This window comes from Myxococcus sp. AS-1-15, assembly GCF_020037055.1.
GTDB classification, from domain to species: domain Bacteria; phylum Myxococcota; class Myxococcia; order Myxococcales; family Myxococcaceae; genus Myxococcus; species Myxococcus fulvus.
Window position 1 is genome coordinate 139,498 of the sequence record NZ_JAIQDF010000015.1, and the last position, 26,853, is coordinate 166,350.

The 26,853-nt window shown below is 71.3% G+C and carries 24 protein-coding genes; 12 read left to right on the forward strand and 12 right to left on the reverse strand.

Annotated features, from left to right (window positions below):
• Window positions 1-49: 49 nt before the first annotated feature.
• Complete coding sequence (locus tag K8625_RS33125) at window positions 50-928, forward strand: patatin-like phospholipase family protein (protein WP_082165584.1); 879 nt, start codon at window positions 50-52, stop codon at window positions 926-928.
• 78 nt (window positions 929-1,006) lie between these two features.
• Here K8625_RS33125 and K8625_RS33130 read toward each other — a convergent pair whose 3' ends face one another.
• Window positions 1,007-2,383, reverse strand: a complete 1,377-nt coding sequence (locus K8625_RS33130; protein ID WP_223784959.1) for a sigma 54-interacting transcriptional regulator — start codon at window positions 2,381-2,383, stop codon at window positions 1,007-1,009.
• 209 nt (window positions 2,384-2,592) lie between these two features.
• On the opposite strand from K8625_RS33130, the gene K8625_RS44635 reads away from it, so the two are divergent.
• Complete coding sequence (locus K8625_RS44635; RefSeq protein ID WP_223784960.1) at window positions 2,593-3,846, forward strand: ADYC domain-containing protein; 1,254 nt, start codon at window positions 2,593-2,595, stop codon at window positions 3,844-3,846.
• A 193-nt stretch (window positions 3,847-4,039) separates the two neighbouring features.
• On the opposite strand, the gene K8625_RS33140 is transcribed toward K8625_RS44635, so the two are convergent.
• On the reverse strand, window positions 4,040-7,252 hold the full coding sequence (locus K8625_RS33140) for a protein kinase (protein WP_223784961.1): 3,213 nt from the start codon (window positions 7,250-7,252) through the stop codon (window positions 4,040-4,042).
• A 246-nt stretch (window positions 7,253-7,498) separates the two neighbouring features.
• Here K8625_RS33140 and K8625_RS33145 point away from each other — a divergent pair, with 246 nt between their 5' ends.
• Entirely contained in the window at window positions 7,499-8,098 is a 600-nt protein-coding gene (locus tag K8625_RS33145; RefSeq protein WP_223750578.1) for a hypothetical protein, read from the forward strand.
• Window positions 8,099-8,160: 62 nt separating this feature from the next.
• Here the strand turns inward: K8625_RS33145 and K8625_RS33150 are convergent, their stop codons facing one another.
• The 3 genes from K8625_RS33150 to K8625_RS33160 form a co-directional block, all read right to left on the reverse strand.
• Window positions 8,161-8,604 carry a CoA-binding protein gene (locus K8625_RS33150; protein ID WP_141331334.1) on the reverse strand — a complete coding sequence of 148 codons (444 nt, stop codon included), beginning with the start codon at window positions 8,602-8,604 and terminating at the stop codon, window positions 8,161-8,163.
• Entirely contained in the window at window positions 8,601-9,500 is a 900-nt protein-coding gene (locus K8625_RS33155) for a hypothetical protein (RefSeq protein ID WP_223784962.1), read from the reverse strand. Before K8625_RS33155 ends, K8625_RS33150 begins: the two co-directional genes overlap by 4 nt.
• Before the next feature lie 65 nt (window positions 9,501-9,565).
• Complete coding sequence (locus tag K8625_RS33160; protein ID WP_223750576.1) at window positions 9,566-9,883, reverse strand: DUF2795 domain-containing protein; 318 nt, start codon at window positions 9,881-9,883, stop codon at window positions 9,566-9,568.
• Between the two features lie 194 nt (window positions 9,884-10,077).
• Here K8625_RS33160 and K8625_RS33165 point away from each other — a divergent pair, with 194 nt between their 5' ends.
• From K8625_RS33165 to K8625_RS33180, 4 genes are read left to right on the forward strand one after another with little or no spacing between them, the layout of a single operon-like run.
• A complete protein-coding gene (locus K8625_RS33165) occupies window positions 10,078-11,655 on the forward strand; it encodes a YiiX/YebB-like N1pC/P60 family cysteine hydrolase (RefSeq protein ID WP_223784963.1) in 1,578 nt (525 codons plus the stop codon).
• 7 nt (window positions 11,656-11,662) lie between these two features.
• Entirely contained in the window at window positions 11,663-11,938 is a 276-nt protein-coding gene (locus K8625_RS33170; protein WP_046712155.1) for a hypothetical protein, read from the forward strand.
• Window positions 11,939-11,998: 60 nt separating this feature from the next.
• Window positions 11,999-12,847, forward strand: a complete 849-nt coding sequence (locus K8625_RS33175) for a SirB1 family protein (RefSeq protein WP_223750574.1) — start codon at window positions 11,999-12,001, stop codon at window positions 12,845-12,847.
• A gap of 46 nt (window positions 12,848-12,893) precedes the next feature.
• The gene (locus tag K8625_RS33180; protein ID WP_223784964.1) at window positions 12,894-13,454 is read left to right on the forward strand and encodes an NUDIX hydrolase; all 561 of its coding nucleotides are present in this window, start codon (window positions 12,894-12,896) and stop codon (window positions 13,452-13,454) included.
• A 3-nt stretch (window positions 13,455-13,457) separates the two neighbouring features.
• Here the strand turns inward: K8625_RS33180 and K8625_RS33185 are convergent, their stop codons facing one another.
• The 4 genes from K8625_RS33185 to trxB form a co-directional block, all read right to left on the reverse strand.
• Entirely contained in the window at window positions 13,458-13,715 is a 258-nt protein-coding gene (locus K8625_RS33185; RefSeq protein ID WP_223750572.1) for a hypothetical protein, read from the reverse strand.
• Between the two features lie 487 nt (window positions 13,716-14,202).
• Window positions 14,203-14,691, reverse strand: a complete 489-nt coding sequence (moaC, locus tag K8625_RS33190) for a cyclic pyranopterin monophosphate synthase MoaC (RefSeq protein ID WP_223784965.1) — start codon at window positions 14,689-14,691, stop codon at window positions 14,203-14,205.
• Complete coding sequence (locus tag K8625_RS33195; protein WP_223750570.1) at window positions 14,688-15,872, reverse strand: PLP-dependent aspartate aminotransferase family protein; 1,185 nt, start codon at window positions 15,870-15,872, stop codon at window positions 14,688-14,690. The genes moaC and K8625_RS33195 overlap by 4 nt, the downstream gene beginning before the upstream one ends.
• Before the next feature lie 124 nt (window positions 15,873-15,996).
• Window positions 15,997-16,962: a thioredoxin-disulfide reductase gene (trxB, locus tag K8625_RS33200; protein WP_141328451.1), complete on the reverse strand. Its 966-nt coding sequence runs from the start codon at window positions 16,960-16,962 to the stop codon at window positions 15,997-15,999.
• Window positions 16,963-17,041: 79 nt separating this feature from the next.
• Here trxB and K8625_RS33205 point away from each other — a divergent pair, with 79 nt between their 5' ends.
• The 4 genes from K8625_RS33205 to K8625_RS33220 all read left to right on the forward strand — a co-directional run bounded on the left by K8625_RS33205 (window position 17,042) and on the right by K8625_RS33220 (window position 20,827).
• Window positions 17,042-17,500, forward strand: a complete 459-nt coding sequence (locus K8625_RS33205) for a cyclic nucleotide-binding domain-containing protein (RefSeq protein ID WP_223750569.1) — start codon at window positions 17,042-17,044, stop codon at window positions 17,498-17,500.
• Between the two features lie 183 nt (window positions 17,501-17,683).
• Window positions 17,684-18,451 (forward strand): DNA repair protein RadC, encoded by a 768-nt coding sequence (gene radC / locus K8625_RS33210; RefSeq protein ID WP_223750568.1) that lies wholly within the window; start codon window positions 17,684-17,686, stop codon window positions 18,449-18,451.
• Window positions 18,451-18,696 carry a hypothetical protein gene (locus K8625_RS33215; RefSeq protein ID WP_046712148.1) on the forward strand — a complete coding sequence of 82 codons (246 nt, stop codon included), beginning with the start codon at window positions 18,451-18,453 and terminating at the stop codon, window positions 18,694-18,696. The genes radC and K8625_RS33215 overlap by 1 nt, the downstream gene beginning before the upstream one ends.
• 40 nt (window positions 18,697-18,736) lie before the next feature.
• On the forward strand, window positions 18,737-20,827 hold the full coding sequence (locus K8625_RS33220; protein ID WP_223750567.1) for an ATP-dependent DNA helicase RecQ: 2,091 nt from the start codon (window positions 18,737-18,739) through the stop codon (window positions 20,825-20,827).
• Between the two features lie 16 nt (window positions 20,828-20,843).
• Here the strand turns inward: K8625_RS33220 and K8625_RS33225 are convergent, their stop codons facing one another.
• Both K8625_RS33225 and K8625_RS33230 read right to left on the reverse strand, forming a co-directional pair.
• A complete protein-coding gene (locus tag K8625_RS33225; RefSeq protein ID WP_223750643.1) occupies window positions 20,844-21,164 on the reverse strand; it encodes a hypothetical protein in 321 nt (106 codons plus the stop codon).
• A gap of 52 nt (window positions 21,165-21,216) precedes the next feature.
• Window positions 21,217-24,996 carry a tetratricopeptide repeat protein gene (locus K8625_RS33230; protein WP_223784966.1) on the reverse strand — a complete coding sequence of 1,260 codons (3,780 nt, stop codon included), beginning with the start codon at window positions 24,994-24,996 and terminating at the stop codon, window positions 21,217-21,219.
• 92 nt (window positions 24,997-25,088) lie between these two features.
• Here K8625_RS33230 and K8625_RS33235 point away from each other — a divergent pair, with 92 nt between their 5' ends.
• Window positions 25,089-25,505: a hypothetical protein gene (locus K8625_RS33235; RefSeq protein WP_223750565.1), complete on the forward strand. Its 417-nt coding sequence runs from the start codon at window positions 25,089-25,091 to the stop codon at window positions 25,503-25,505.
• 416 nt (window positions 25,506-25,921) lie between these two features.
• Here the strand turns inward: K8625_RS33235 and K8625_RS33240 are convergent, their stop codons facing one another.
• The gene (locus K8625_RS33240; RefSeq protein WP_223750564.1) at window positions 25,922-26,845 is read right to left on the reverse strand and encodes an SDR family oxidoreductase; all 924 of its coding nucleotides are present in this window, start codon (window positions 26,843-26,845) and stop codon (window positions 25,922-25,924) included.
• Window positions 26,846-26,853: the final 8 nt, after the last annotated feature.

Sequence of the window (26,853 nt, forward strand, 5' to 3'; positions counted from 1 at the left end):
ACTTTCGACGCACCGCGTGCTTCCCGGCGGACAGTGGTAGATGTGGGACATGGCATCTCCCAACCTGCAGCAGTTGCTCGAGGGCAAGCGGTTCGGCCTGGTCCTCTCGGCGGGCTACTTCGGCTTCTACGGGCACGCTGGCTTCCTCAAGGGGCTGGCGAGCACGGGGCTCAAGCCCTCGGCGTACGCGGGCACGTCCGCGGGCGGCATGGTGGCGGCGTACGCGGCGGCGGGGATGCCGGTGCACGCGATTGAGGAGCTGGTGCTGCGCCAGACGCGCGCGAACTTCTGGGACCCGGACCCGATTGGCGCCGTGCTGAACGCGGACGCCGCGGGCCATGGGCTCACGGGCCTGCTCAAGGGCGAGCGCTTCCGGCGGCTGCTGGAGGACACGCTGGGCGCGCCGACGTTCGAGGACCTGCCGCATCCGCTGCTGCTGGTGGGCGCGAACCTCACGCTGGGCACGCACGACGTCTTCACCACGGGGGAGCTGGCGCCGCGCGTCCACGCCACCTGCGCCTATCCCGGCCTGTTCCGCGCGGTGCCGCTGGATGGGAACCTGTATTGGGACGGAGGCCTGGTGGACAAGGCGCCCGCGCTGTCGCTGCATGACAGCGCCGCCGGGAAGGACCTGGACGCCATCCTCGTGCACTTCCTGCCGAGCAAGACGCGCAAGGTGGTGGGTGGGCCCATGGCGTATGCGCAGGGACTGGCGGCGGGCTCCGCGGCGCTGCGGAGGGACCACTTCCGGCTCCAGCTGACCGTGCTGGAGGGACGCGGCATCCCCGTCTACGTCGTCGTGTCCAACCTGCCGCCCGTGACGCCCACGACGATGGAGCGCGGGTTCGATGCGCTGGACCAGGCGCGCCTGGCCGCCGCGGTGGCCTTGTCCCGTCCGCCCGTGCCCTTCGGGCAGGCGCAGTGGTGAGCTGAGGCTCCGCGCCCGGCCTCTCGACACGCGCGGCCTCGCCCATCGAGGTGCCGCGCCTCCGACGATGGGGGCACGTCACTTCTCGCCGGGCTCACCGTCCTCTTCGCGCTCGGACGACGGAAGGTCCCAGCGCTCCAGCAGTCGTCGCAACGTCGTGCGGTGCATCCCGAGTTCCCGAGCCGCCGCGCTCACGTTGCCCGAGTGCCCTCGCAGCGCGGCCTCGACCCGGGCGCGCTCCTCGCCCTCCAGCGTCTTCGCCTTCGCGGAGAGTTCGCGCGCCGCGGGGCCCGCCTCGCCGTCACCGAAGGCCGTCCCCGCGCCCGAGCCCAGGTGCACCGAGGAGACGCGTCGCGAGCCCTCCGCCAACGCCTTCTGGACGGCACCACGGACTTCGACGAGCAGCTCGCGCACGTTGCCCGGCCAGGGCCTGAGCAGACACGCCTCCAGCAATGAGACGTGAGTTCCCATGTCGGGCTCGACACGGTGGACCTGCTCCTGGAGGAGCAACGTGAGTTCCTCCGGGCGCTCCCGCAGCGGAGGGAGCACCACCTCCGGTCTGCCGATGCGGAAGTACAGGTCCTCGCGCAGGCGCCCCTTCGCGACGAGCGCTCGCAGCGACTGATGACTCGCGGAGCAGACCCGCACGTCGACCTTGGCGGGCCTCGCGGCGCCGAGCGCGAGCACCTCCCCTGTCTCGAGCACGCGCAGCAGCTTCGCCTGGACCGCGAGGTCCAGCTCCACCACCTCGTCGAGGAACAGCGTGCCGCCGTCCGCGCTCTGCAGATAGCCCTGCGCGTCCGCCTCCGCGCCCGAGTACGCGCCGCGCCGGGCGCCGAACAACAGTCGCTCGGCGAGCGCCTGGGGGATGGCCGCGCAGTTGACCGCGATGAAGGGCCCCGTGCTCCTGGGGCCCGACGAGTGGAAGGCCCGCGCGACGCCCTCCTTGCCCGTGCCGCTCTCACCGTGGAGGTGCAGGGAGGTGCCCAGCCGCGCTGTTCGCGACACCTCGTCCAACACGGCGCGGAAGGAAGGGCCTCGCAGGAAGCCGTCGATGCGCTCGACACCGAGTCGCTCCAGTGGACCGACGTCCGCGCTGGGGACGAACAGCGAGGTGCCCATGCGGATGACCCGCCGCGCTTCCCGGGGCGCGCCGACGGGCAGCCGCTCACCGTCCACGAAGGTGCCGTTCTGACTGCCCAGGTCCGTCACCCAGAAGCGCTGACCGTCGAAGCGGATGCGCGCGTGCCTGCGGGACATCCTCGGGTCCTCGGTCTCACCCAACGAGGGCGTGCCCCGTCCGACCTCCAGGCTCTCGCCTCTCAGCGGTAGCGCCACCGCCAGGGCGGCTCCCGCGCCGTACACCCCCACCAACCCCGGCGTCCGCGCGCGCGCAAAGTCCCCCGCCTCCAGGGAGCCCTCGCTCGGTCCGAGCGTCGACACGTCCCGCGCCATGCCTTCGTCCCTCTCCCAGGGCGCACCGCGTTGGCACAGCCCCTCGTGCCAACCACGCTAGCGCAAGTGTGTCAGCGCTGCTGATGGCACCGGGCTACCGCTCACGAGCACCCGTGGCACGAAGCTGGCTATGAAGTCGTCGAGGACAGGCCGCTCCGGGTCTGTCCTCGCCACCATCCATGAGGGGGAAGTCATCCGTGAAGGCATTCGTGCGAGTCCGTCCTGGCGTGTCACCGAAGCGGCCACTGTGGGCCGTGGGGCTTCACTGCGCGCTCCTGCTCCTGCTGGCGAGCGGCGCCAGTGGCTGCTGCAAGTACATGGGGCTCTCGTGCCCGTCGAGGGGTCCGAGCAAGGACGACACCCTGCCCCACAAGGACTGCGCGCGGGAGAACTGCGAGACGCCCCCGTACGAGGGACGGCTCGTCTCCGATGACTGCCCCTCCGGCCAGTGCGACCCGGAGAGCCCCAACGGCCTGGGCATCTACAACCTCGAGGGCCACAGCCACTGTCTGGCCATCTCCACCAAGGACCGCTACTGCCCGGAGACGTTCCTGAACACGGCGGACGGCATCGCGCTGCGCCTGCGTGACGCGAATGTCGGCGCGCAGGTCATCATGGCCGACGTCGTCGATGCCCGACTGCTCGACGAAGCGATGAGCGCCTCCGAGCCGGTGAAGGTGCTCGAGATTCAAGGCGGGACGGGACAGCTCCGCTTCAAGGGAGTCCACGTGGGCCGTTCCACGGAGCCCTTCGCCATCGAGGGCGGTGCGCTCCCCAGGCTCATCCTCGCGTTGAGCGTGAAGGACCCGTACGAGGAGCCCCGTCGCTACCAGGTGAGGTTCCGTCCCCTGCCCCACGCCTCGATGCCGCGCGGCGCGGTGCCCAAGTACGTGATGGAGTACCAGGAGGGCGAATGGAGGCCGAGCATGTCCTGGGTCAATCCCTGCTCGGGCGTGACGGACGTCCCGGCCCGGCCGGACGCCTCGATGGCCGTGCTGCCCGACTTCGCCGTCGACAGTCTCACCGCGGGCGTCAGCCACCAACCGAGGTCCGTCACCCTCGCCTGTGACAAGGGCGCCATCGCCACCTGCCTCGACTGGGGCTACACGCCCTGGGACAAGCACGGGCGACCCGACGCGAACCGCGCGTACCTCTACGCCTCCTGTCTCCAGGCGAAGCGCGCCGCGTACTTCGTCCGGTTCAACAACCTCAAGAGCTACACCGCCAACAACACGCTCATCCGCCGGCGCGATGAGTTCGCGGTCGGCCTGGAGCAGAGCAGCAACCTGGAGACCTTGCCCCGCCTGGAGGCCCTGTGGAGCCCGCGTGGCGCGGAGTGCATCATCCCGGAGAACTTCCGTCGCCCCGAGCTCGTCGACCCCAGGTGGGTCAGCCTGCTGCCCCGCTGCGAGCCCGTCCACTGGACGCAATGGGGCAAGCTCGCCACCGCGCCCGCGCGCTGACACGGGCCTGCGCATCGCGGCACCTGCGCGTGCCCGATGAGCTGGCCCCGTGGGTCTCGAGACGACTCCGTGGAGTAAGGCACAGCGTCCCGCGTGCTGAGGTCCTTGCTCGGAGCTCAGCACGCCCAGTTCGCGCAATGGCAGTGGCTCAACCCGGCGTGACGAGGTCCGCGCCCAGCGCAACGGCGACGGCTCAGCGTCCCGCGTGATGCGGTCCGCGCTCGGACGTGAGCACGCCCAGCTCCCGCAGCGGCTGGGCATATTCCTCGCGGAGGAAGACATCGAGCGCCAAGGCCCGCTCCAACGACGCGCGGGCCTGCGCTCTCAGCGGTTCGCGCTCCGCCGAGGTCGCGCCCTGTGAGCGCGCGAGCAAGAGGGCGCCTCGAACCGCATGAGCAGCCGCGAGCCGGGGATTGAGCCCGAGCGCCAGATCGGCCTGCGCCAGCCCTTCGGTGAGGAGCGATGACGTCTGTGCCTCCGACGCCATCCACCAGCTCGCGCGCGCCAGCTCCAGGTGGGCCTCGTCGTAGGGATAGAGCTTCACGGCCCGTCGAGCCTCATCGAGCGCCTCGCCCACCCATCGCCGCGCCGAGCGTCCGCGCAGGCGCTCCCACGAGGCCCGAGTCAGCGACAACCGCGCTCCCAGGACACGGCAGTCCGCGCACGAGGCGTCTCCCGGATAGGGCACGGTGAGGGCTCGCCGCGCGGACTCCAGTGAAGCGGTGGGGTCCACCCCCGAGCGCACCGCGTGCTCCGCCGCGAGCAGGTGCACCGACGCGCCCAGGAAGTGCGTTCTTCCCGCCGTGGGGTTGAGTTCGAGCGAGCGCGCGACATGCGCCAGCGCCCCCGCGAGCAAGGTCCCCGGCTCGCCGCCCGTGCGCGACACATGGCGCGCCTGGGTCAGCTCCGCGAGCCCCAACTGCGTGAGCACCGGCGCATACCGCGCATCCAGCGCGAGCGCCCGTGCCCCCGCGGAGCGAGCCTGCTCGACATCGGCCGAGGGGACCCTCCCGAGGGAGAGCTCATATTGCGCCAACGAGTTGTGCACCTCCACGAGGTTGGCGTGCGCGAAGAGGTACTTCGGGTCCACACGCGCGGCCTCTCGCAGGTGACGCGCGGCCTCGGCGAACGCGGCGCTCGGGTCCTGGCCATGCTCTCGCAACCACGTCCCTCGCCACCGATGCACGAGGGCCAGGTCATTGAGCGCCCACGGGTAGCGGGGTTGCAGTCGCAGCGCCTTCTCGAACCACGCGACGGCCTCGTCGTAGGCGGGACGCGGGTCCTTCCCCTCGCGCGCATCCTGGAGCCCTCGCATGAAGTGGCTGTAGCCCAGCGTGTCGTGGGCCTGGACGTTCGCGGGGTCCAACGCCACGGCGCGCGCGGCGGTGGTGGTCCAGTCGGAGAGCACGGCCTTCGGGTCCGTGTCGCGCTCCTGGAAGTTCACCAGGCGGTACCAGTTCATCAGCACCCAGGCGCGCTTCGTATGCACCGAGGAGCGTCCGGGCGCGGCCTTCACGGCCCGCTCGCTCGCGACCAGCGCCTGCTCCAACGAGGCCCGACGCGAGCGCCCCTGTCGTTTGTCCAGCTCCGACTGTTGCAGCCAGACCTCGGCCAGCGCCTCGTGCCCACGGGCGTCACTGCGTCCCAGGTCCGTGGCGGCCTCGTAGCGCCGGGCGGACTCTTGGAGCCCCGTGCGCGCAGCGTCGTAGGCCCCGCGCTCCAGCTCGCGCATCGCCCGAGCCAGCGTCACCTCTCCGGAGAGCAGCCGCGTCTCCAGGCTCCACGGCGACTCATCGACGGCACGAGCAACCGTGTCCGCCGCCGTCTCCAGCGAGCCCCGGTAGTACGCGATGAGGCCCTCCAGGTACGTCCCCGACTCCACCTCCCGACTGCGCTCCAGCGACTGCAACGCCGGCACCAGATAGCGAGCCTCCAGCGAGCGCTGACGCTCCGCCACCCACGCCGCGTCGCCACTGCGTCGAGCCGCCTCGAGTTCCTGGTGGTACAGCCCACCGAGCACCCGCCCCAACGCATGATGCAGCTCGGGTGATTCGAGCCCCTTCGCACGCGCGGCCTCCAGTGCCTCGCGCGCGGGCTCCAGCTCGTTCATCGCCAGGTGCCCCAGCCCCAGCGCCTGCTGCACGAGCATCTCGCCCGATGTCCCCAGCCCATGAGGCAGCGAGGCGATGCGGCGCATGTGCTCGCGGACCAGCGCCTCCTCCCGCCCCGTGTCATGCAGGGGCGCCAGGTGCGCGGCGCGAAGAATCCACTCGAGGTCCTTCACCTGCTGCCCGAGTTGCTGCGCGAGCAAAGCACGCGCTCCAGAGCGTTGCTCGACGGCCCGCGCCTCCAACCACGAATGCACGCCGAGCACGGACAGCCCCACGATGCACACGAGGGACACCGCGCTGACGGTGACGAGCGCGCGCTGCGTCTTCCACCGTCGCACCAGCCTCGCCCACGGTCCCGGTCGTCGGCCGAGGATGGGCTCGCCATCGAGGAAGCGCCCCAGGTCCTCCGCCAGCGCTCGCGCCGAGCCATAACGCGCCGCAGGCTCCTTGCTCAGGCACTTGAGGAGCACCGTCTCCAGGTCCACAGGCAGGCCCGGCACCAGCGCTCGCGGTGCACGAACATCCTCATGGAGCACATGGTGCAGCACGCTCGCGGCGGACACGCCATGAAACGGCGCGACACCACAGAGCGCCTCGTAGAGCGTCGCGCCCAGGCCATACACATCCGAGCGCCGGTCCAACGCCCGGACATCTCCCCGAGCCTGCTCCGGCGACATGTACGCGGGCGTCCCCAGCACCGCGCCGGACTGCGTGAGTCCACGCTCCAGCCCCGTCTCCTGCGCCAGGCCGAAGTCCATCACCACCGGGAACCAGCGCCCCTCGTCACTCCGCTGCACCAGGATGTTGGAGGGCTTGAGGTCGCGGTGGATGACGCCCAGTCGATGGGCCTCGTGGATGGCCAGGGCCACGTCCCGCAGCACCTGGACCTTGTCCTCCAACGACATGTCCACCGCCGCCACATCCAACCTGCGCCCGGCGACCAGCTGCATCGCGATGAAGTCGCGGCCCGCGACCTGCCCCACCTCGTACACCTTGCAGACGTTGGGATGGTCGATGCGCGCCTGCGCCCGGGCCTCCTGGACCAGTCGCATCGCGCGCGCGGGAGACGTCCCCTTCACGAACTTGAGCGCCACGTCGCGGCCCAGGCGCGCATCCCTCGCGCGATAGACCACGCCCATTCCCCCCTGGCCGAGCAGCGTCAGGTCCGCGAAGCGCTCCCACGCCCCGGGCGGCCCCGCGTCCTCCCAGGGCTCCTCCGGAGCGACGCTGTCTTCCTGGGTGGAGAGCCCCCTGGGCACGCCGGCCCCCTCCCGGCGGTCATCCGCGTCCGACATGCCCGCGACTCTAGCGCGGCGGCTTCTCCTCGGTGAGCCCCTGGCACGACGCCCGCGTGCCACCCGTGCCAACCCCGCGTGTCACCGCACGACGAATCGCGCCCCACTGCCGAGCACCCTCCTCGGAGAAGCCCGTGCAAGCACGCGGGCACGCGCGGTGCACAAGGCCTCCACGCGACACGCCGGGCATCCCGCGTGTCACCGCACCGCGAGCGGTGCGTCCCACCGATATCCGAAAGGCACCCCGTGAAGACTCACGTCACCGTCGCTTCCCTCTCCCTCATGTTCGGCCTCGTCGGCTGCGGCCCCGAGGTGGAGGTGGACTCCACGCAGGCCCCCACCACGCAGGAGCCCGTCAGCGCGCCCGCGACCGAGGAGCTCGACACCGCGACCCAGGCCATCAACCCCGGCTGCAGGGACCCACAGGTCTACTGGCCCTACGGCGTCATCAACTCCAACGGGACGGTCAACAACGGCTGGGCGGGCAACCTCATCCAGAGCTCGGAAGACCGCGTGTTCTTCTCGTACAGCGGCGCGGGGGTGGCCCCCTCCAACGTCGTGCGCATCACCCTCACCGCCGCCGCGAACATCACCTGGTGGAAGGGCATCGAGGTCTTCCGCCCGGACGGCTCGCGCCACCCCAGCGTGCTCGAGACGCACAACTCCGGCCGCGGTCCCTACACGATGGACATCGTCGTCAACAACACCGACTCGCCGAACCTGTGGGCCATCAAGTTCCTCAAGGGCAAGCTGTTCGGCATCCACACCGGCATGTACTGCCTGGAGGACCTGTCGGCCTGGCGCGGCCGCAACCTGTACTTCACGTGGACCTATGACGCGTCCTGAGCCCTGACGTCGGGCGTGCTTCGTCGGGCCCCCGCACACGAGGCCCGACGGAGCGCGGCGGCTCAGCGTCCGCCGTAGCGGCGGTGGTCCACCATGAGGCAGCGGTCCTGCACCACCTGGATGCCCGCCTCCGCGAGCTTGCGCGCCGCCGCGTCGTTGCGGATGCCGGACTGGAACCACACCGCCTTCGGCTTCTTGGCGATGATGTCGTCCACGTGCGCGTCGATGTCCTGGGGCCTGCGGAACACGTCCACCAGGTCCACCTCGCCCGGCACGTCCGCGAGCTTGCGGAACACGGGCTTGCCGAGGATGTGCGTCACGTCCGGGTAGTAGACGGGCACGGGCACCACCTCCACGCCCGCGCGCGCCAGGTAGTCCGGCACGTAGAAGGCCGGCTGCCCCGACTGCTGCTCCGTCTTGATGCCCAGCACCGCCACGCGCCTGGCACCCTTCACCACGCGCTCCACACCCGCTTCGTCCTCGACGAGGTTGTCTTCCCAGCTCATGGCGTCTCCTCCTGAAGGGCCTGCGCTCGCGACTGCATCGTCACCGTCCACGCCGCCGGGCCCACCCGGGCCTTCACCGTGAGCTCCCGGCTCACCGGCACGAAGCGCCCGTAGGCCACCACCTGCTCGCCCTCGCACGTCACGCCCGCCGTCAGCTCCGGGCGCCCCGCCGCCACCCACGCGTCCGTCAGCTCCCGCGGCGCGTCCTCCGGCACCGAGTCCAGGCACTTGAGGCTCAGCACCACCGCGTCGCCGTACTCCGTGTCCCGCGTCCCCTGCAGCGTGCGCTCCAGCACATACGCCACCTGCGTGTCGCCCAGGGGCAGCGTGTCCACCGCCCACGTGCGTTGACCCTCCGACAGATGACGCTGGAACAGGCCGCCGAACTTCGCCTCCCACTCGCGCCGCGTGCGCGCCTCCAGTGCCTCCGGCGCCAGGAAGCGCTCCAGCGCCTTCGCGTCCGCGCCCGCGGGCACCGACTGCCGCAAGGCCTCGCTCGCGGACTCCGGCGACACCAGCTTCACGAACGCGCCGTCCGCCGCCAGCTGCAGCCGGAGCGCGAAGCGCAGCAGCACGTCATCCACCCAGCCCTCCACCGCCACGCCCGCGCGCGTGCGCCGCGCCCGCGTCACGGACTGGGTCAGCAGCCAGCCGCCCTCGGAGGTGGCGAAGCGGGACTCGGTGGTCAGCTCCGCCTCCTCGCGCAGCACCTGTCCGTCCTGCTCCACCGCGCGGCTGGCCTGCTGGGATTCGGTGAGCACGCGCCCCACGGGCGGCTGGAAACCCAGGCGCACCCGAGGCGTCACCGAGGGGACGGGCACCCTCAAGGGCGGCGGCTTCCGACAACCGGACGAGAGCAACAGCACGAGACAGCTCAGCAGGAGACCTGGACGCATGCGCCCGCGAACGCTGGCAGAAACGGCCAGCGCCCGCGAGCGCTTCTTCCCAGGGATGTCGCCCCTCAGGGGTGACGCGAGCTGCCGTCGGGCGCGTTCTCCACCAGGTCCCGACCGATGTTGCGCCGGTCCCTGTTCGCGCCGTCGTCATCCTGCAGCCCGCCCCGGGCGAACCGCCGCGCGGCCTCCGCCAGGTCCCGCATCACGTCCTCGCGCGACGCGTACTCCGTGCGAGGCAGGCACTTGAGGACGTTGATGACGTTGACGGGGGCCTCGCTGTCCTCGGCGGCCTCGACCAGGTCATCCCTCGTCGTGGGGTAGTCCACCGAGTCCAGGTGGGGGGTGATGGAGAGCCCGGGGTCTTCCGCGGTTCCGAATGCCATCTGCCGCTGCCTTTCTGCCCGGCCAGCCCGGTCCGGACGTGAGTCACTTGAGTCCCAGGAACCTGGGGACGAAACCCACGCCGGACCACCCGGCCGTCCCCCTCCCCTCCCCTGGGCAGCCAGGGGACCAGCCGCCCCGGCAGCTCCCGAGGTAGAGTCCCGCCGCCGCCCTGTCTCCGCCGGAGCCCCACCCCATGCCCGCCGCCTCCCTGCTGCTCGCCTGGCTCACCGTCGCCAGTCCGCCTCCCCAGGCGCCCGCCGCCCCTCCCCAGAGCGTCTATGCGCTCGAGGACGACGCCTTCGTGGCCCAGGCCCAGGAGGACCTGCGCCAGCTGGAGCGCTATGCCCAGGGCCTCAGGCGGCTGTCGGAGGAGGTGAAGACGTCGCGCGCGCTGTATCTGCAGAAGCAGAGCGAGCCGTACACGCCGGACCAGAAGCAGCGCCTGCTCACCACGTGGGCCGCCTTCTTCGACTACTTCGTCTCCACCGAGGTCATCCGTCAGCGCTACTGGGACTTCGTGAAGGAGCCCTTGCTCACCCAGCCGAAGAAGCACGCCTGGGGCTTCCTGCTCACCCACGGCGCGCTCACCACGGAGCTGGCCCACGGCCTGACGTTCGCGGAGCTCACCGGAGGCCGCAAGCAGCTGGAGGTGCTCCTGGACGAGCCCGCCCCCGAGTACGGCCTGCCCGCGCGCGCCTTCGCCCGCTTCAAGGAGAAGGTCATCCACGTGGGCACCACCACCCAGCTGCTCACCGGGGACGGCTACAAGCAGCAGCTGCGGCCCCTGCTGGTGAAGGCCGGCGCGCTGGATGCGCCGCGCGTCCCGTGGGTGATGCAGGAGATGAAGCTCAACAGCGAGGTGGCCAAGGGGCTGCTCATCAAGCGCGGCCCCGTGCTCTTCGCCAAGGCCGCCACGGACCTCACCCAGGACAGCGCCCAGCGCGCCTTCTTCCCCGTGCAGCGCGCGGTGGCCGAGTGGATGGGCGACACGCGCGTGCACCGCTCCGGCCAGCCGCTCATCTCCCGCGCGCAGGTGCAGGCGTTGCTCGAGCGCATGGAGCCCGGTGACATCCTGGTGGCCCGCCAGAACTGGTACCTCTCCAACATCGGCCTGCCGGGCTTCTGGCCGCACGCGGAGCTGTACGTGGGTACCCAGCAGGAGCTGGCCGCCTACTTCGACGAGGACAAGGACGTGAAGGCCTGGCTCGCGACGCTCGAGGGCAAGCCCCAGAGCTTCACCGGCCACCTGGCCACGGCCTTCCCCACGAAGTGGGCCGCGTACAACCAGACCGACACGCATGGAGATGCCCTGCGCATCATCGAGTCCATCAGCGAGGGCGTCAGCTTCACCGGCCCCGAGCACGGCATGCGCGTGGACTACCTGGGAGTCATGCGCCCCCGGCTGACGCGCGTGGACAAGGCGCGCGCCATCCTCCGGGCCTTCGGCTACCAGGGCCGCCCCTACGACTTCGACTTCGACTTCTTCTCCGACCAGACGCTGGTGTGCACGGAGCTGGTGTGGAAGTCCTACGCGCCCTCGAAGGAGCTGCGGGGGCTCTCCATCCCCCTGGTCGACGTCGTCGGCCGGCGCACCCTGCCCGCCAACGAGCTGGTCCGCCTGTTCGACGCCGAGTTCGGCCGGGAGGACCGCCAGCTGGACTTCGTCGCCTTCCTGGACGGCCGGGAGGGCGAGGGGCTCGCGAAAGAGGCGGACGCGGCGGCTTTCCGTTACAGCTACCGCCGCGCCAAGTGGGACATCGCCCAGGAGTAGACACGCAATGAAGGAAGACGTGGCCCAGGACATGCTGGAGCTGTCCGCCCAGCTCTTCGAGCGGATGATTTCCCAACAGCAGGCGAAGGTGTTGCGGCTGGCCCGCGAAGCCGTCCCCAACATCACCCCCGAGGAGCTCCGCAATCCCCACGACTTTCCCCAACTCAAGGAACACCCGACTTTCGAGTTCGAGGACGGAATCCTGGCGGGGTTGATTTCGGCCCAGATGGGGCTGCGCGCCGAAATCAAGGGGAGGCTGCCCTATGCGCCGCCCACCTTCTGACGCTCGGCCGCCTGCCTTTGCTGTCGGGCTCGTCGTGGGTTAGTGGTTGCCGCCGTGAGCATGACCACAGGATTCAGCCCGCCGCTGGCCCGGGAACGGTTGGTGTCGGCGCTGGCCGCGGAGCCTCCCCGCCTGGACCTGGCGGCGCTGGCGATTGCCACACTGGACAGGCCGGAGCTGGACGCGCCGGCGTGTCTGCACATGCTGGACGTGCTCGCCTGTCGGGTGCAGGTGGAGGCGGAGCGGCTCCACGACAAGGGCGAGGCGCTGGCCCCGCTGCGGGCGCTGCGTCACGTGCTGTCGGACATCGAGGGCTTCCGGGGCAACGAGGACAACTACCACTCGCCGGAGAACAGCTTCCTGGACCAGGTGCTGGAGCGGAAGCTGGGCCTGCCGATAACGCTGTCGGTGGTGTACCTGGAAGTGGCGCGTCGGGCGGGAATCCCGCTGTACGGGGTGCCCTTCCCCGGCCACTTCCTGGTGGCGCACGACGCGGGGGACCACAAGCTGGTGATGGACCCGTTCCACCAGGGGGACATCCTCACGGAGCACGGCTGCGAGGAGCTGCTCAAGCGCGTGGCCCCGCAGCTCAAGTTCGACCGGTCCATGCTGGCGCCCGCGCCGGTGGAGCTGATTGCGTACCGGATGCTGTCGAACCTGCGGCGGGTGTACCTGGGCCGCGAGGACCGCGAGCGCGGGCTGGCGGTGGTGGACCTGTTGTTGCTCCTGGCGCCGGACCATCCGGGGGAGCTGCGCACACGCGCGGCGCTGCTGGCGAACCTGGGCGCGTACCGGGCGGCGCTGCGCGACGTGGAGCGCTGCCTGGAGCTGTCCCCCGAGGCGCCGGACCGTGAGCGGCTGGAGCTGACGGCGCAGGAGCTGCGCGAGCGCGCGGCCCTGCTCAACTGATTCCGAAGGGGCCCGACGCTGTCGCGGGCCCCGCAAGCGAGTGCCCATGTCCCGGACGGTGAAGCCCTGGCTGCGACTGCGCCAGGGAATGGAGCATGACTACCAGGTGCTGACGGTGCGCGAGGACCAGTGGGCGGACCCTCGCACGCACCTGGAGCACCCCCGGGTGCGGGTGGACTGCGCGGACTGGGTGAACGTCATCGCGGTGACGCCGGCCGACGAGCTGGTGCTGGTGCGGCAGTTCCGCTTCGGCACGGGCGCGGACACGCTGGAGGTGCCCGGCGGCATGGTGGACGAGGGCGAGGACCCCGCCGTCGCCGCCGCGCGCGAGCTGGAGGAGGAGACCGGGTACGTGGCGGGCCGTGTGATTCCGCTCGGCTGGGTGCACCCGAATCCCGCGCTGCAGGACAACCGGTGCTTCAGCTTCCTGGCGCTGGATTGCGTGAAGGTGCATGCGGGGCAGCAGGACGAGGGCGAGGACATCGCGGTGGAGCTGCACCCGCGCGCGGATGCGCCCAGGCTCATCCTGGAGGGTCGCATCACCCACTCGCTGGTGGTGGGGGCGTTCTTCCTGGAGCGGCTCCGCGCGGAGGCGAAGACGCCGTAGGGCTCATCGACGCTCGCAGCCGCAGCCGCAGGCGTCGAAGAACGGCGTCTCCCCAGGGGCGCAGACGAAGAGCATGTGGCGGCAGTCCGTCGGGTCCTTGGAGAGGGAGCGCCGGTCCGCGCTCGCGCCGCAGCGCGCGTGGGACTCCTCGGCCACCAGTGTCCGAGGCATCTCCGAGGAGCCCTCGCCCGCGCTGCAGCCGACGCCGAACACGGCCGCGAGCAGGGCCAGGGCGGAGCGGGTCGTCCTGTCGTTCAGCACCCTTCCAACCTCCTCCCTGGCCGAGGACACCCTCGGGCGTACATGGCCCACTCAACATGGGAGTCCCCTCCGACAAGGGGGAGCCCCGAAGGGCACGGGTTCAGGGTGTGACGTGTGGGGGGACACAGTCGCGACGTCCCGCAGCGGACAGTGGCTTGCCCGCACGGGAGCGTGGGCGAATGACGCGGTCTGACCATGCATGCGCGAGCTCGCGGCGATGCCGGTGAACGGCTCGGGTGCGGTCTCCGAAGTGGACCTGCCGCGAGAGGGGGGCGTCAGGGACATGCGCTCCCTTGGGCCCCTTGCGCCGCGAGGGCCGACGGGCTGACGCGTCTTCGCGGGCGCCGCGAAACGGGCCCCGATGCGGTGGGAACGCTTCGCATGCTCGCGCCCCCTCTTTTCGAGAGAGCCGACCGTCCGACCAGCGGAGGGCGAGCCGATCTTCTTCATCGGCTCGAGCCCGCCGCTGGGAAGCAGCGACGAGCGCCTACCGCCCGGAGCGCTTTCGGGCGGTACGCGAAGACGCGGTGGTCTTCTTCACCGGCTCGCGCTCCCATGTCCCCGAGCGGCCGCCGGACTTGTGCTCCAATTGCACCGCGTCCAGCACCATGCCGCGGTCCGAGCTCTTGCACATGTCATAGACGGTGAGCGCCGCCGCGCACGCGGCCGTGAGCGCCTCCATCTCCACGCCCGTGCGGTCCACGGTGCGCACCGTCACGCGGACGGTGAGCCCCTCGACCACGGGCTGGAGCGTCACCTCGACACCGGACAGCGCGATGGGATGGCACAGCGGGATGAAGTCCGGGGTGCGCTTGGCGGCCATGATGCCCGCGAGCCTCGCCGCCGCGAGCACGTCCCCCTTCTCCATCTCCCCCGCGAGGATGCGCTCGCGCGTCTCGGCCTGCATGCGCAGAAGCCCCGTCGCCACCGCCACCCGCTCCGTCTTCGGCTTCGCGCCGACGTCCACCATCTTCATCGCGCCACCCCACGGGCCACGGCCTGGAGCAGGTCGTCCACCACGTCGTCCGGATCCTCCAGTCCCACGGAGACCCGGATGAGGCTCTCGCGGATGCCCGCCGCCTCGCGCTCCTCGGGCGTGAAGCGCCGCGCGCTCGCGCTGGCCGCGTGCATCACCAGCGTGCAGACATCCCCCAGCGAGGGCCCGGGCCGCCCCACCTTCAGCGCCTCCAGGAAGCGCATGGCCTCCGGTCGCCCCGCGCCCCGAATCTCGAACGACACCATGGGCCCGCCATCCTTCAACAGCTCGCGCGCCACCGCGTGGTCCGGGTGCGTGGGCAGCCCCGGGTAGATGACGCGCTCGAGCAGCGGCGACTCCGACAGTCGCCTCGCCACATGGGCCGCGTGCTCCGCATGCGCCTTCATCCGCACCGGCAACGTGCGCAGCCCGCGCAGCGTCAGCCACGCCTCGAACGGCCCGAGCACATCGCCCGCGAGGATGCGCGCGGCGCGCAGCACGTCGATGCGCTCACGCGAGCCGCTCACCGTGCCGCCCAGCGCGTCGCTGTGCCCGTTGAGCCACTTGCTGGTGGACTGCACCGCGTAGTCCGCGCCCAGCTCCAGCGCGCGCTGGCCCATGGGTGAAGGGAACGTCGCGTCCACCGCGAACGCCGCGCCCACGTCGTGGCTCGCCTTGGCGAGGACGCGCAGGTCCGCCACGCGCAGGAGCGGATTGGTGATGCTCTCCGCCAGCACCAGCCGGGGACGGAGCTCCCGGATGCGCGCCGGTGCGTCCGCGTCCGTCAGCTTCAGCGCGTGCAGCTCCACGCCCAGCGCCGCGCACAGCTTCTTGTAGAGCGCACGCGTGACGCCGTAGCCGTCGGCCGGCATCACCAACCTGTCCCCGGGACGCAAGCCCTGCGCCTCGAAGAGCGAGCGCAGCGCGGCCATGCCGCTGGCGTAGGCCACACAGGACTCGGCGCCCTCGAGCGCCGCCACCGCCTCCTCCAGCAGCGTCGTGTTGGGCGCGCTGATGCGGGCATATGCGTAGTCCTTGCCGTCGAGCGCGCCGTCCAGGTCGTCACTGCTGTCGAACCAGCTCACCGCCGCCACGGAGATGGGCGGCGAGACGGGCACCGCCTTGCTCCCCGTCAGCCGCGTCCCGGCGTGCACCGCCAGCGTCTTCTGCTTCGTGCTCATGAGAGAGGGTCCTCGGGTCCGTTCCCGGGCGCATGTGTCCCGGCTCGACGCGAAAAAGGCCGGCCCGCTCGTGTTCGGAGCGGACCGGCCTGGAGCATGCGTCACGCGGCGCTGCGCGGGCTAGCTACTCGCCGTGCTCGATGAGCCAGCGCTCGGCGTCGATGGCCGCCATGCAGCCGGTGCCCGCCGCCGTGATGGCCTGCCGGTAGTAGCTGTCCTGCACGTCACCACAAGCGAAGACGCCGGGGATGTTCGTGCGGGTGCTGCCCGGCACCGTCTTGAGGTAGCCGCCCTGGTGCGTCTCCAGGATGCCCTGGAACAGCTCCGTGTTCGGCGTGTGGCCGATGGCGACGAACAGGCCCGTCGCCTTGAGCAGCTGGCTGTCGCCCGTCTTGAGGTTGCGCACCACGGCGCCGGACATCCCCTTCGCGTCGCCCTGGACCTCCTCCACCGCGGAGTTCCACAGGAAGGAGATCTTCGGGTTGTTGAGCGCGCGCTCCTGCATCACCTTGGACGCGCGCAGCGAGTCGCGCCGGTGGATGAGGGTGACGTGCTTGACGATCTTCGCCAGGTACGTGGCCTCCTCCATCGCCGTGTCGCCTCCGCCGACGACGAGGACCTCCTGGTTCTTGAAGAACGCGCCGTCACACGTGGCGCACGCGGACACGCCGCGATTCTTGTACGTGTCCTCGCCCTTGACGCCCAGCCACTTGGCCGTGGCGCCAGTGGAGATGATGACCGTCTCCGAGCGCACGCGCAGGCCGCTCTCACTCTCCAGCAGGAACGGGCGCGAGCTGAAGTCCACCTTCACCACGTTCTCCATGTGGATGACGGTCCCGAAGCGCTCCGCCTGCTTCTGGAAGCGCTCCATCAGCTCCGGGCCGGTGATGGCCTCCGGGAAGCCCGGGTAGTTCTCCACGTCCGTGGTCACCATGAGCTGCCCGCCCGGCACGCGCTGGGGGTGCTCCAGCGTGGGCCCACCGGCGAACACCACGGGCTCCAGGTTGGCACGCGCGGCATAGATGGCCGCGGTGTAGCCCGCCGGCCCCGAGCCGATGATGGTCACCTTGTTGATCTTCTCCTCCGCCACGGGTGGCTCCTTCCCTCTTGTCTCGTTGAGGCCGCGAAGGTACCAGAGGCCCTCGGGCGCGTGATACGAAGCTGGCCTCATGGATGCCGAGCTCCTCAAGAAGGTTGCGCTGTTCGAGGGTTTGACCCAGGGCCAGCTCGCCAAGGTGGCTCAACTCGGCCAGACCAGGGACTACCCTGCGGGCGCCTTCCTCTTCCGCGAGGGGGAGTCCGGCCAGGAGATGTTCGTCATCTCCCGGGGCAAGGTCCGCATCTCCAAGTCCGTGCCGGGCATCGGCGAGGAGGCGCTCGCCATCCTGGAGCCCGGCCAGTACTTCGGTGAGATGGCGGTAATCGAGGACTCGCCCCGCTCCGCCGACGCCATCGCCCACATCAGCTGCGCGGTGTGGGTCATCGAGCGCTCCAAGCTGGACCAGCTCATGTTCACCGACAAGGACCTGGCGTACGTCCTGCTGTGGACGTTCGTCCGGACGCTGAGCGAGCGACTTCGCGAGACGAACGACAAGATCAAATCGTTCTTCGCCATCTCCCGCTTCTGAGACAAAGCCTGGACACGGGCGCTCGTCGGGCAGCAGGCCCATGGCGGGGCGGTGACAGTCCGCCGGACGGGCCGCTGTCGCGCGGGTCGGGATGGGTAGGCACCGCACGCTCCAGGTAGAGACAGCGGGCACACGCCTTGCTCAATCGCCGCGCCGGTGCAGGTGGGCGGGACGGGGTGGCGGATGGGCGAGGCGTGGGCGGCGGACGAGGTGGTCGAGGAGTCGAGGGGCGCGCGGAAGGGAGTGGACGCCGAGTCCTCCCGGGAGCGGCTCTTCCGGTTGGGCGCGCGGGCACTCACGGACCCGGAGCTTCTGTGCGTGGCGTGGGGCGTGGCCTCGGGCTCGCGCGGCGCGATGGAGGCGGCCCTCGCGGTGTTGAAGCGCTGCGGGGGGCTCAAGGCGCTGTTGCAAGCGGAGCCTGTGGAGCTGGCCCACGTGCCGGGCCTGGGGCCACGGCGGACGGCGCAGGTGCTCGCGGCGCTGGAGCTGGGAAGGCGCGCGCAGCGGACGCCGGAGCGCAGGCCCCGGCTGCGCTCTCCCCGGGAGATCCACACGTACCTGACACCGGGCCTCACGGGGTTGAGGCGCGAGGTCTTCCACGTGCTGTGCTTCAACACGCGCAACGTGCTGGTGCACGACGCGCGGGTGGCGGAGGGCACCATGAACACGTGCCCGGTGGACCCGCGGGAGGTGTTCGCCGCGGCGCTCGTGTCGCGGGCGACGGCCATCGTCCTGGCGCACAACCACCCTTCGGGAGACCCGGAGCCCAGCGTCCAGGACGTGGCGCTGACGCGGCACCTGGTGGCCGGCGCGAGGTTGCTCAACGTGAAGGTGCTGGACCACCTGGTGGTGGGCGACGGCGGCTTCGTGTCGATGCTGGAGCGAGGCCTGCTCCCGGACGGGGAGTGGGAGGCGAAGCGGGAATGGAACGCGGCGGGAGGACGTGGGTGATGGCGGGATGTCTGGTGGGGCTGGTGCAGGTGGAGCTGCTCGAGGACACGCGGGCGCAGGTGGTGCGGCTGGAGGGCGGCCGGGCCTGCGTGGTGGAGCGGGCAGCGCTCCCGGCGGACGCGCGCGAGGGGGACGTGGTGGTGGACGGCCGCGTGGAGCCGGAGGCCACGGCGCTGAGGGTGTTGGAGGTGGCGCGGAGGAGGGCCCGCCTGGCCGTCCCCGTGCCGCCAGGGCTGGAGCTGTGAGGGGCGGCGGGGTGTGGTTTGCGTTGACGGCTGGACCAGGATGGTGGACATGCGAGCGATGTCGGTGGCCCTGCCCTACTTCGAAGAAGCCCAGCAGGGCCTGGTGCGCCACTTCGGCCTGACGCAGTTCCGTCCGGGACAGGCGGAGGTCATCTCCACCGTGTTGTCCGGGCGCAACACCGTGGTGGTCATGCCCACCGGCGCCGGCAAGAGCCTGTGCTACCAGCTGCCGGCCACGCTGCTGCCGGGGCTGACGCTGGTGGTGTCGCCGCTCATCGCGCTGATGAAGGACCAGGTGGAGCAGCTCACCGCGCGCGGCATCTCCGCCACGTTCATCAACTCGTCGCTGACGGACCTGGAGCGGGCGGAGCGGATGCGCCGGCTGCGCGGCGGCGAGTACAAGCTCCTGTACGTGGCGCCGGAGCGCTTTCGCAGCGCGAGCTTCGTGCAGATGGTCACCGACGTGGGCGTGGACCTGCTCGCCGTGGACGAGGCGCACTGCATCTCCCAGTGGGGCCACGACTTCCGGCCGGACTACGCGCTGCTGGGACAGGTGCGCAAGCGGCTGCGGCCTCCGCGCACGGTGGCGCTCACCGCCACGGCCACGCCGGAGGTGCGCGCGGACATCGTCCGGGTGCTGCTCATGAAGGAGCCCCGCGAGTTCGCCATGGGGTTCGACCGGCCCAACCTCTTCCTCGGCAAGCAGGAGGTGGGCGGGGACACGGACCGGCACGAGGCGTGCGCGCGCCTGGCGGCGCTGGGGGGCAGCGGCATCATCTACTGCTCCACGCGGAGGGCCGCGGAGGGCGTGTTCTCGGAGCTGCACGGGCGCAAGCTCAAGGCGGTGCTGTACCACGCGGGCATGGAGGACGACGCGCGCCGGCGGGCGCAGGACACCTTCATGTCCACCCCGGACGCGGTGGCGGTGGCCACCAACGCGTTCGGCATGGGCATCGACAAGCCGGACATCCGCTTCGTCGCGCACGCCAACATCCCGCGCGCGGTGGAGGCGTACTACCAGGAGATAGGTCGCGCGGGCCGCGACGGTGGGGATGCGCGGGCGGTGCTGCTGTTCAACCACTCGGACGTGTACACCCAGGAGCGGCTCATCCAGGGCAGCCACCCCTCGGAGGCGGTGCTCGCGGACGTGTGGGGCGTGCTCCAGTCGGTGGAGGAGTTCGAGCGGGGCGTGCACGTGCTGGCGGGCATGGTGAACGCCAGCGAGTTCGAGGTGTCCGCGGCGCTGCGCATCTTCGAGCGCGCCGGGAAGCTCGAGCGCGGCGGCCGGGGCGAGGGCGAGCACGGGGTGCTGCTGACGGAGAAGGCCCAGGCCGCGCACCCCCACTCCCCGGACGCGCAGCGGCTGCTCAAGTCGCTCGTGGAGACGTTCCCCATCGGCCGGCAGGCCACCACGGAGCTGACCATCCTCGCGCGCCGCATCGGCCTGTCGGTGGACGAGACGCGCCACGCGCTGGGGCTGTTGGAGAAGGCGGGCGTGGTGCGGGTGCGCAGGCCCTTCTCGGGCCGCTCCATCCGCGCGCTCCTGCGGATGCCCTTCCGGGAGCTGGGCATGGACCTGTCCCACGTGCGCGAGCAGGAGCGGCAGAACCTCCAGTTGCTGCGGCGGATGACGGACTACGCCTACGCGGACCGGGACTCCCGTTGCCGGCGCGGTGCCATCCTCCACTACTTCGGCCAGCAGGACGTGGAGACCTCCTGCGGCAACTGCGACGTGTGCGCGCCCGCGAAGATGCCGGTACTGCTGTCGGGCGGGCCATCCGCCTCGCGCGCCCGCGCCGCGGCCGCCGCGCCGCTGGTGACGAACTACAGCGAGCTGGCCTCCACGGAGCTGCGCCGCTGGCGCAAGGAGCTGTCGAAGGATCTGGGCGTCGCGCCCTTCATCATCTTCAACGACGCGACGCTGCTGGGCCTGGCGGCGGCGCTCCCCATCGACCGGGAGGGCTTCCTCACGGTGAAGGGCACGGGGGAGAGCCGCTGGGAGCGCTTCGGGCCCAAGGTGGTGGAGATCTGCCTCATGGCCCGCGCCGCGGGACACGAGCCGCAGGTGGCGCCCATGGCGGCGGCGCGCGCGAAGAAGCCTCGCATCCGTCGCGCGCTGGGCACCGACTGACGGCGGGCCCCTGGGCTCAGGCGCCCCGGGCGCGCCGGGAGAGCAGGTGGCGCAGGGTGCCCATGACGGTGCCCACCACCAGCGCGAGCAGGAAGATGACCGCCACCGTGGTGAGGCCGAAGACCAGGCGGACCGCGTACTCGGGGATGCGCCCGTTGAAGTACGCCGTGCGCAAGGGCTCCATCGCCCCCATCAGCTCCAGGGCCCTGGCGGGCAGCGAGTCCAGCGACAGCGACAGCCGCTGGAGGAAGAGCGAGGGGAAATAGCGCAGCGCCACCTCCACCACGACGCCCACCAACAGGTAGAGCGCCGACAGCAGGAAGGCGTTGCCCCACATGATTCGCAGCAACGGGGACTCGGGCCCCGAGCCGGGGGGAGGATTCCTCACGCTAGCGGGCCGCTTTCTTCTTGAGGGACGGCAGAGCCTTCTTCACGCGGCCCGCATCCTCGCTTCCTCCGGCCAGTCGGAGGAAGGCCTCATAGGACTCCACCGCCCGGGGCAGCTCCGCCGACTCGCGCACCAGCACGTCCGCCAGCGCCAGGTGCGCCAGTCCGTCCGTGGGCTCCAGCTCCACGGCCTTCAAGAGCGACGCCTTGGCCACGGGCTCCTGGCGCTGCTTGAGCGCCACCATGCCCAGCGCCAGGTGCGAGCGGCCCTGGTACGGCGCCAGCCGCACGGCCTCCTCCGCCGCCGTCCGGGCCTCCTTCACCGCGCCGGCCCCGAGCAGCACCCGGGCCATGGTGGCCTGGGCGAAGGCCTTGTCCCAGACGGTGGGCGCGCGCGACGCCAGGTCCTCCAGCGTCCGCGCCGCGGGACGGCCTCCGCTGGGCAGCTGCGCGTAGAGCTCCCCCACCCGGCCGCAGGTGGCATCCGGCCCCTCGCGCCGCGCCGCCGCGAAGGCCGCGTCCGCGTTGTCCGGGTTGCCCTGGCGCAGGAACGCGTGGGCAATCTCGCAGAAGGTGTCCGGGTCCTTCGGGTTCAGCTTGTTGGCGCGCTCCAGCGCGGAGAAGCCGCCCTTCGCGTCGCCCGAGGCGAAGAGGATGGCGGCGCGCAGCCGGTGGGCCTCGGCGTCGTCCGGCGCCAGCTTCGCCGAGCGCCCCACGGCCCCTTCGGCCTCCTTGCGACGCCCCGAGTGGAAGAGGGCCAGCGCGAAGCCCTTGTGCGCCTCCGCGCTGCCCGGGTTGTCGAGCTGCCAGGTCTCGAACTGCTTGAGGGCCTCCGGCGTGCGCCCCAGGGCCAGCAGCGTGCGCCCCAGCGCGTCACGCGCCTCGCCGTGCGAGCCGTTGCGCTCCACCGCCTGCGTCAGCGGCTTGAGCGCCATGTCCGGCAGGCCGCGCGCCAGCATGAGCCGGCCCAGCGAGCACGACGCCTCGTAGTCCCGGGGGTCCTTCTGCGCCTCCTCGAACTGGGACTGCGCCTTGTCGAAGGCGCGCTCACGCCAGTACACCTGCCCCAGCGCCAGTCGCATGTCGTTGCGCGGGCGCTTGCTCGCGGCCAGCGCCTTCTCGAGCAGCTCGCGGGCCTGCGCCGCGTTGCCCTCCGCCGCGTCCGCCAGCGCGAGCAGCGACACGGCCTCCGGCGGGTAGCGCTCGTTCACCCGCGTGCGCGCGAGCTCCGTGCGGGCCCGCTTCCAGTCTCCGAGCCGCGCGTACGCGGTGCCCCGCACCAGCGCCACCCTGCGGCCGCCGTCCGCCTCCAGGCGGGTGAGCACGTCGCGCTCCCTGTCCCGGTCCAGCAGCGTGCGGCCCAGTCCCTCACGGGCCTCGTCGCTCTTGGGTTGCAGCTTCAGCGCCGCCTCGTACGCGGACTGCGCCGCGTCCAGCTTCCCGGCGGCCCGGCTCGCCGCGCCCTGCGCGAGCTGGAAGTCGAAGGCCAGCGGCCCCTGCGTGCCCTTGGCGAGCAGCGCGCGGGCCTCGTCGTGCTTGCCCACGGCGGACAGGAGCCGGCCGTGCACCAGCTGCTGACGAGCGCCGAGCGCGGCGGGCAGCTCGGGGCTTCCCGCCAGGGGCGCCACGTCCGAAAGCGACGCCTCCAGGTCCTGCTCCAGCGCGAGCCGCGCCTCGGCCTGACCGATGCGCGCCACGGGGTGCTTGGGGGACTTGGTGCGCGCCTTGCCGAACATCTCGATGGCGTGCGGGAAGTCCTCGGAGGCCAGGTAGTAGCCACCCAGCGCCACCAGGGCGCGCACGTTCGACGGCGAGGCCCTCAGCGCGCGGTCGAAGCGCTCCAGCGCCTTCTTCTCGTCCTTGGCGGCCAGCAGCAGGCTGGCGGCCAGCGCGTGGACCTCCGTGCTCTCCTCCGTCGCGGCGAGCAGCGCGCGGCGCGCGGGCTCGCGTCCCCGGTCATCCGCCACGAGGACGTTGGTGGCGAGCGCCAGCCCCGGCGCGGCCTCCTTCACGCCAGGCTTCTCCAGGGCCTCCAGCGCCTTGAGCCGGTCATCCGGGGACAGGCCGTGGTCCGCGAAGAGCAGCGCGTGCGTCCAGGCCTTGAGGGCCCACGCGCGGCTGCTGCTCTCGTCCATGTCCTGCGCCCGGTCCAGCTGCTGCAGCGCCCCGTCCAGCGACGCGCGCGTGTCCTGGGTGATGAGGTCCTCGCTCCTGGCCAGGGCCTCGTTCAGCGTCTGGCCACCCGTGGCCGCGCGGATGCGCACCACGCCGACGATGACGGCGATGACCACCATCAGCAGCGCGGCGGCGCCGGCCACCTTCACGCCGTTGCGCTTGAGGAAGGACGTCTTGGCCGCCTCGCGCGCCAGCTTCTGCCGCAGCTCCTTCTCGTAGGCGGCGGTGAGCGCCTCGGTGTCCTGCTTGGGAGCGCCCGCCTTCGCGCGGCCGGTGGCGCCCGGGGCGTCCGAAGCGTCGGGCAGGTCCTCCAGCAGTGAGCGCTTGGAGCCCGAGCCACGCGCCTGGGGCTGAGCGCGCGCGACGACGGGCGTGGCGGCGGTGGGCTCGGGCGGAGGCAAATCCCCCAGCAGCCCGCCCGACGCCGCGGGGACCACCGGCTTCGCGGTGGTGAACTCGCTGGAGCGCAGCAGCGCCTGCTCTTCGTCCGACTCGGTCGAGTCGGTGGACGCCGCGGGGACCACGGGCTTCGCGGTGGTGAACTCGCTGGAGCGCAGCAGCGCCTGCTCGCTGGTCTCGTCGGACACCGCGCCCGCTTCAGGGGACGCACCGGGGCCGACCTCAAAGGCGGCCGGGTCCAACACCTGACCATCCTGGGAGGAGCCAGCGTCGGCGCCCTCCCCCGCCGGCGCATTCGCGTCCGGGGAGCGGGCCCCATCCTCCTCGTCGAAGAGGGACAGCTCCAGGCTCGGAAGATGGGCGCCCGACGCGGGCTGCAGCACCGGCACCTGCCGGTCGATCAACCCAAGCGAATCAGACGACGGCGCCGAGGCCTCCGCGTCCGACACTTCGCCCGGAGCACCCGCTGGAGCCTGAGCGCCCTCCTCCGTCGAGGGCGCAGCATCTCCGTCCGGAGCCCCCGCCTCCGCCGGGCTCGCGGCCCCACCCGCCGCGGCGGCGCTCGCCAGGTCCGCGGCGGCCCGCGCGCCCGCGCTCTTCGCGGCCCCAGGTCCCGAGGCACTCGCGGCCTTCGCGGCGTCCCCGAGCGCGGCGGCGCGAAGCCTCGCGGCCGCCATCGGAGACGCGGCGGCGTGAGCACTCTCGGCGCTCTCGGGCCTGGCCGCGTCGGGCTCGGCCTCACCCTCTTCGGGCGCGGCCTTCTCCAGCCCCATCAGGTCCGCGAAGACCGGCGCCGGGCCACCGGCCAGGGCCTGCTGCGCCTGCTCCAGCCACAGCTTCACGCGGCCGTCATTGGGCTGCAGCGCCACGGCCTTGCGCAGAATCGGCAGCGCCGAGCGGTACAGCCCGCGCTGGAGCAACACCTCGCCAATCAGGTTGTAGGCGTAGGGGTTGTCCTTCTCGATGGCGATGGCGCGGTCGAACTGCTCCATCGCCTCGGCGGGGCGGCCCAGTTGGATGAGCGCCTTGCCCCAGAGCACCCGGCCCACCGTCGAGGACGGATGGTGCGAGACACCCTGCTCACACACCTCGATGGCGCGCGGCGCGTCCCCCTTTTCCAGCAGGGCCTTGGCCAGTTCGACGAAAACGGAAGAAGTGGGGTCCTGCCGGAGGAGCTGCTCGTAGCGCTCCACCATCGACTTGGCCATGAGGGCTTGCGACTCCGGTGCTCGGGCGGGGGAGCCGGACCATAGCACCCCGCCCTCGTCCGGGGCGGGCGCCGGATGCTACCGTCCCCCTCGTGAATCGCCTGCCTGCCCTTTTCCTCGTCCTGGCCCTGTCCGGGTGCGCAACCGTATCCAAGAAATCCAACCTGGAAGAACTCAAGCCCACGGTGGAGCAGTTCCATCAGGTCATCCGCTGGAAGGACTTCCGCTCCGCGGCCCGCTTCATCGTCCCGGAGAAGCGCAAGGCGTTCACCAAGGCCCGCATCGCGCTCAACGACGAGCGGGACTTGACCATCACCGACTACGAAATCGAGGACGGGCAGCTGTCCGAGGACGGCACGCGGGCCTTCATCCAGAGCCGCATCCAGTGGATGCGCCTGCCCTCCGCGTCCGAGCACGTCTCGGTCGTCACGTCGGAGTTCGTCTACCAGCACGGCACCTGGCTGCTGGAGCGTCAGGACGAGGGGCCGTTCGCGGACGAGCTGCGCTGAAAAAGAAACCGCCCACCGACTCGGGGCCGGCCGAGGCGGTGGGCGTCGGGAACTCCCCAATGGAGTGCCCTACAAGAATCCGCCCATCGGCTCGGGGCCGGCCGAGTCGATGGGCGTCGGGAGCTCCCCCATGGAGCGCCCTGACATGTGAGCGGGGCGACGGTGTGTTGAACAGGCCCGCGTCGCCGCGCGGTGACGCCGGCCACTAGAGCAATGGCGATGCCACGCCCCGCGCACCGGGCAGCCCGCATCGCATCACCTGGAGATTCAAGGGCTTGCGAGGAGGGCGCGCCGACAGTCCTGGGGTGGGGCCGTCGGGGTCCTGACACTCGTGTCAGAGGGTCCAGCCTTCGGCGTCGTGCCAGGCACGACAACCGTGTCAGGGGACCCTCGGACTTTCCTCCGGGGAGTGGCGGCTACTCGCCGTTCACCGCGCGGATGGTCTCGCGCATGGAGTGGCGGGGCTTCCAGTCCACGTCCCGCACCCAGCGGCTGCCGTCCACGGCGCACAGGAACTGGATGTGGTCCAGCTCCGGGGGCGGGAAGTTGGCCAGCCGGTACTTGAAGAGCATGCCCAACAGGGGCCGGGCCACCGGGTGCGGCACGGGGATGGGCGAGTTGCCCAATTCGCGCATCACCGCGGACAGGGGCACCTCGCCCGGGCCCACCACGTTGTAGACGCCCTTGGGCTCCGGCCGGAGCGCGGCCACCATGGCGCGGGCGACGTCCTCCACGTGGATGAGCTGAACCATCGGGTCGAAGCCCGCCATCATCCACGGGTGGCGCAGGCGCAGGTAGTTGGAGGGCGCGTTCTTGATGGTGGGCCCGACGATGTGCACGGGCCGGAGAATCACCGTCTCGATGTGCGGGTGCTTCCAGAAGAAGCCATGCGCGAGCATGTCCACTTCAATCAAGTCCCGCACGCCGGAGAAGCGGCTGGCCGCCATGAGCGGCGCGTCCTCGGTGAGGAAGTTGGAGTTGTCCGGGCTGGGTCCGTAGACGTTGGCCGAGGACAGCACCACCACCTTCTTCACGCCGTACTTCGCGCAGTACTCGAGCAGCCGCGTGGTGCCCACGACGTTGAACGAGTGGTGCTCCTCCTCGCTCATGCGCGGGTCATGCATGATGCCCATGTGGATGACGGCGCGGACCTCGTTCTTGCGGAAGACGTCCTCGGCCTTCTTCTTGCGCAGGTCCAGCTCGTACATCTCCACGTCCTTCGGCCGGCCCACGAAGGGGCGCCGGTCGATGCCGATGATGCGCTCGTGCTTGTGGAGGAGCTTGGCGAGGGTGCGGCCGAGGTTGCCGCTGATGCCCGTGACGACGACGGCCGGTCTCATGGTTGCAC

What these genes read in the sequence shown, in the direction of transcription:
- K8625_RS33230 (WP_223784966.1), bottom strand. Translation starts at nt 24,996, where the DNA reads ATGGCCAAGTCGATGGTGGAGCGCTACGAGCAGCTCCTCCGGCAGGAC.
- radC (WP_223750568.1), top strand. Translation starts at nt 17,684, where the DNA reads ATGGGCGAGGCGTGGGCGGCGGACGAGGTGGTCGAGGAGTCGAGGGGC.
- K8625_RS33165 (WP_223784963.1), top strand. Translation starts at nt 10,078, where the DNA reads ATGCCCGCCGCCTCCCTGCTGCTCGCCTGGCTCACCGTCGCCAGTCCG.
- moaC (WP_223784965.1), bottom strand. Translation starts at nt 14,691, where the DNA reads ATGAAGATGGTGGACGTCGGCGCGAAGCCGAAGACGGAGCGGGTGGCG.
- K8625_RS33220 (WP_223750567.1), top strand. Translation starts at nt 18,737, where the DNA reads ATGGTGGACATGCGAGCGATGTCGGTGGCCCTGCCCTACTTCGAAGAA.
- K8625_RS33130 (WP_223784959.1), bottom strand. Translation starts at nt 2,383, where the DNA reads ATGGCGCGGGACGTGTCGACGCTCGGACCGAGCGAGGGCTCCCTGGAG.
- K8625_RS33240 (WP_223750564.1), bottom strand. Translation starts at nt 26,845, where the DNA reads ATGAGACCGGCCGTCGTCGTCACGGGCATCAGCGGCAACCTCGGCCGC.
- K8625_RS33225 (WP_223750643.1), bottom strand. Translation starts at nt 21,164, where the DNA reads ATGTGGGGCAACGCCTTCCTGCTGTCGGCGCTCTACCTGTTGGTGGGC.
- K8625_RS33195 (WP_223750570.1), bottom strand. Translation starts at nt 15,872, where the DNA reads ATGAGCACGAAGCAGAAGACGCTGGCGGTGCACGCCGGGACGCGGCTG.
- K8625_RS33150 (WP_141331334.1), bottom strand. Translation starts at nt 8,604, where the DNA reads ATGAGCTGGGAAGACAACCTCGTCGAGGACGAAGCGGGTGTGGAGCGC.
- K8625_RS33205 (WP_223750569.1), top strand. Translation starts at nt 17,042, where the DNA reads ATGGATGCCGAGCTCCTCAAGAAGGTTGCGCTGTTCGAGGGTTTGACC.
- K8625_RS33125 (WP_082165584.1), top strand. Translation starts at nt 50, where the DNA reads ATGGCATCTCCCAACCTGCAGCAGTTGCTCGAGGGCAAGCGGTTCGGC.
- K8625_RS33160 (WP_223750576.1), bottom strand. Translation starts at nt 9,883, where the DNA reads ATGGCATTCGGAACCGCGGAAGACCCCGGGCTCTCCATCACCCCCCAC.
- K8625_RS33215 (WP_046712148.1), top strand. Translation starts at nt 18,451, where the DNA reads ATGGCGGGATGTCTGGTGGGGCTGGTGCAGGTGGAGCTGCTCGAGGAC.
- K8625_RS33140 (WP_223784961.1), bottom strand. Translation starts at nt 7,252, where the DNA reads ATGTCGGACGCGGATGACCGCCGGGAGGGGGCCGGCGTGCCCAGGGGG.
- K8625_RS33180 (WP_223784964.1), top strand. Translation starts at nt 12,894, where the DNA reads ATGTCCCGGACGGTGAAGCCCTGGCTGCGACTGCGCCAGGGAATGGAG.
- K8625_RS33170 (WP_046712155.1), top strand. Translation starts at nt 11,663, where the DNA reads ATGAAGGAAGACGTGGCCCAGGACATGCTGGAGCTGTCCGCCCAGCTC.
- K8625_RS33175 (WP_223750574.1), top strand. Translation starts at nt 11,999, where the DNA reads ATGACCACAGGATTCAGCCCGCCGCTGGCCCGGGAACGGTTGGTGTCG.
- K8625_RS33155 (WP_223784962.1), bottom strand. Translation starts at nt 9,500, where the DNA reads ATGCGTCCAGGTCTCCTGCTGAGCTGTCTCGTGCTGTTGCTCTCGTCC.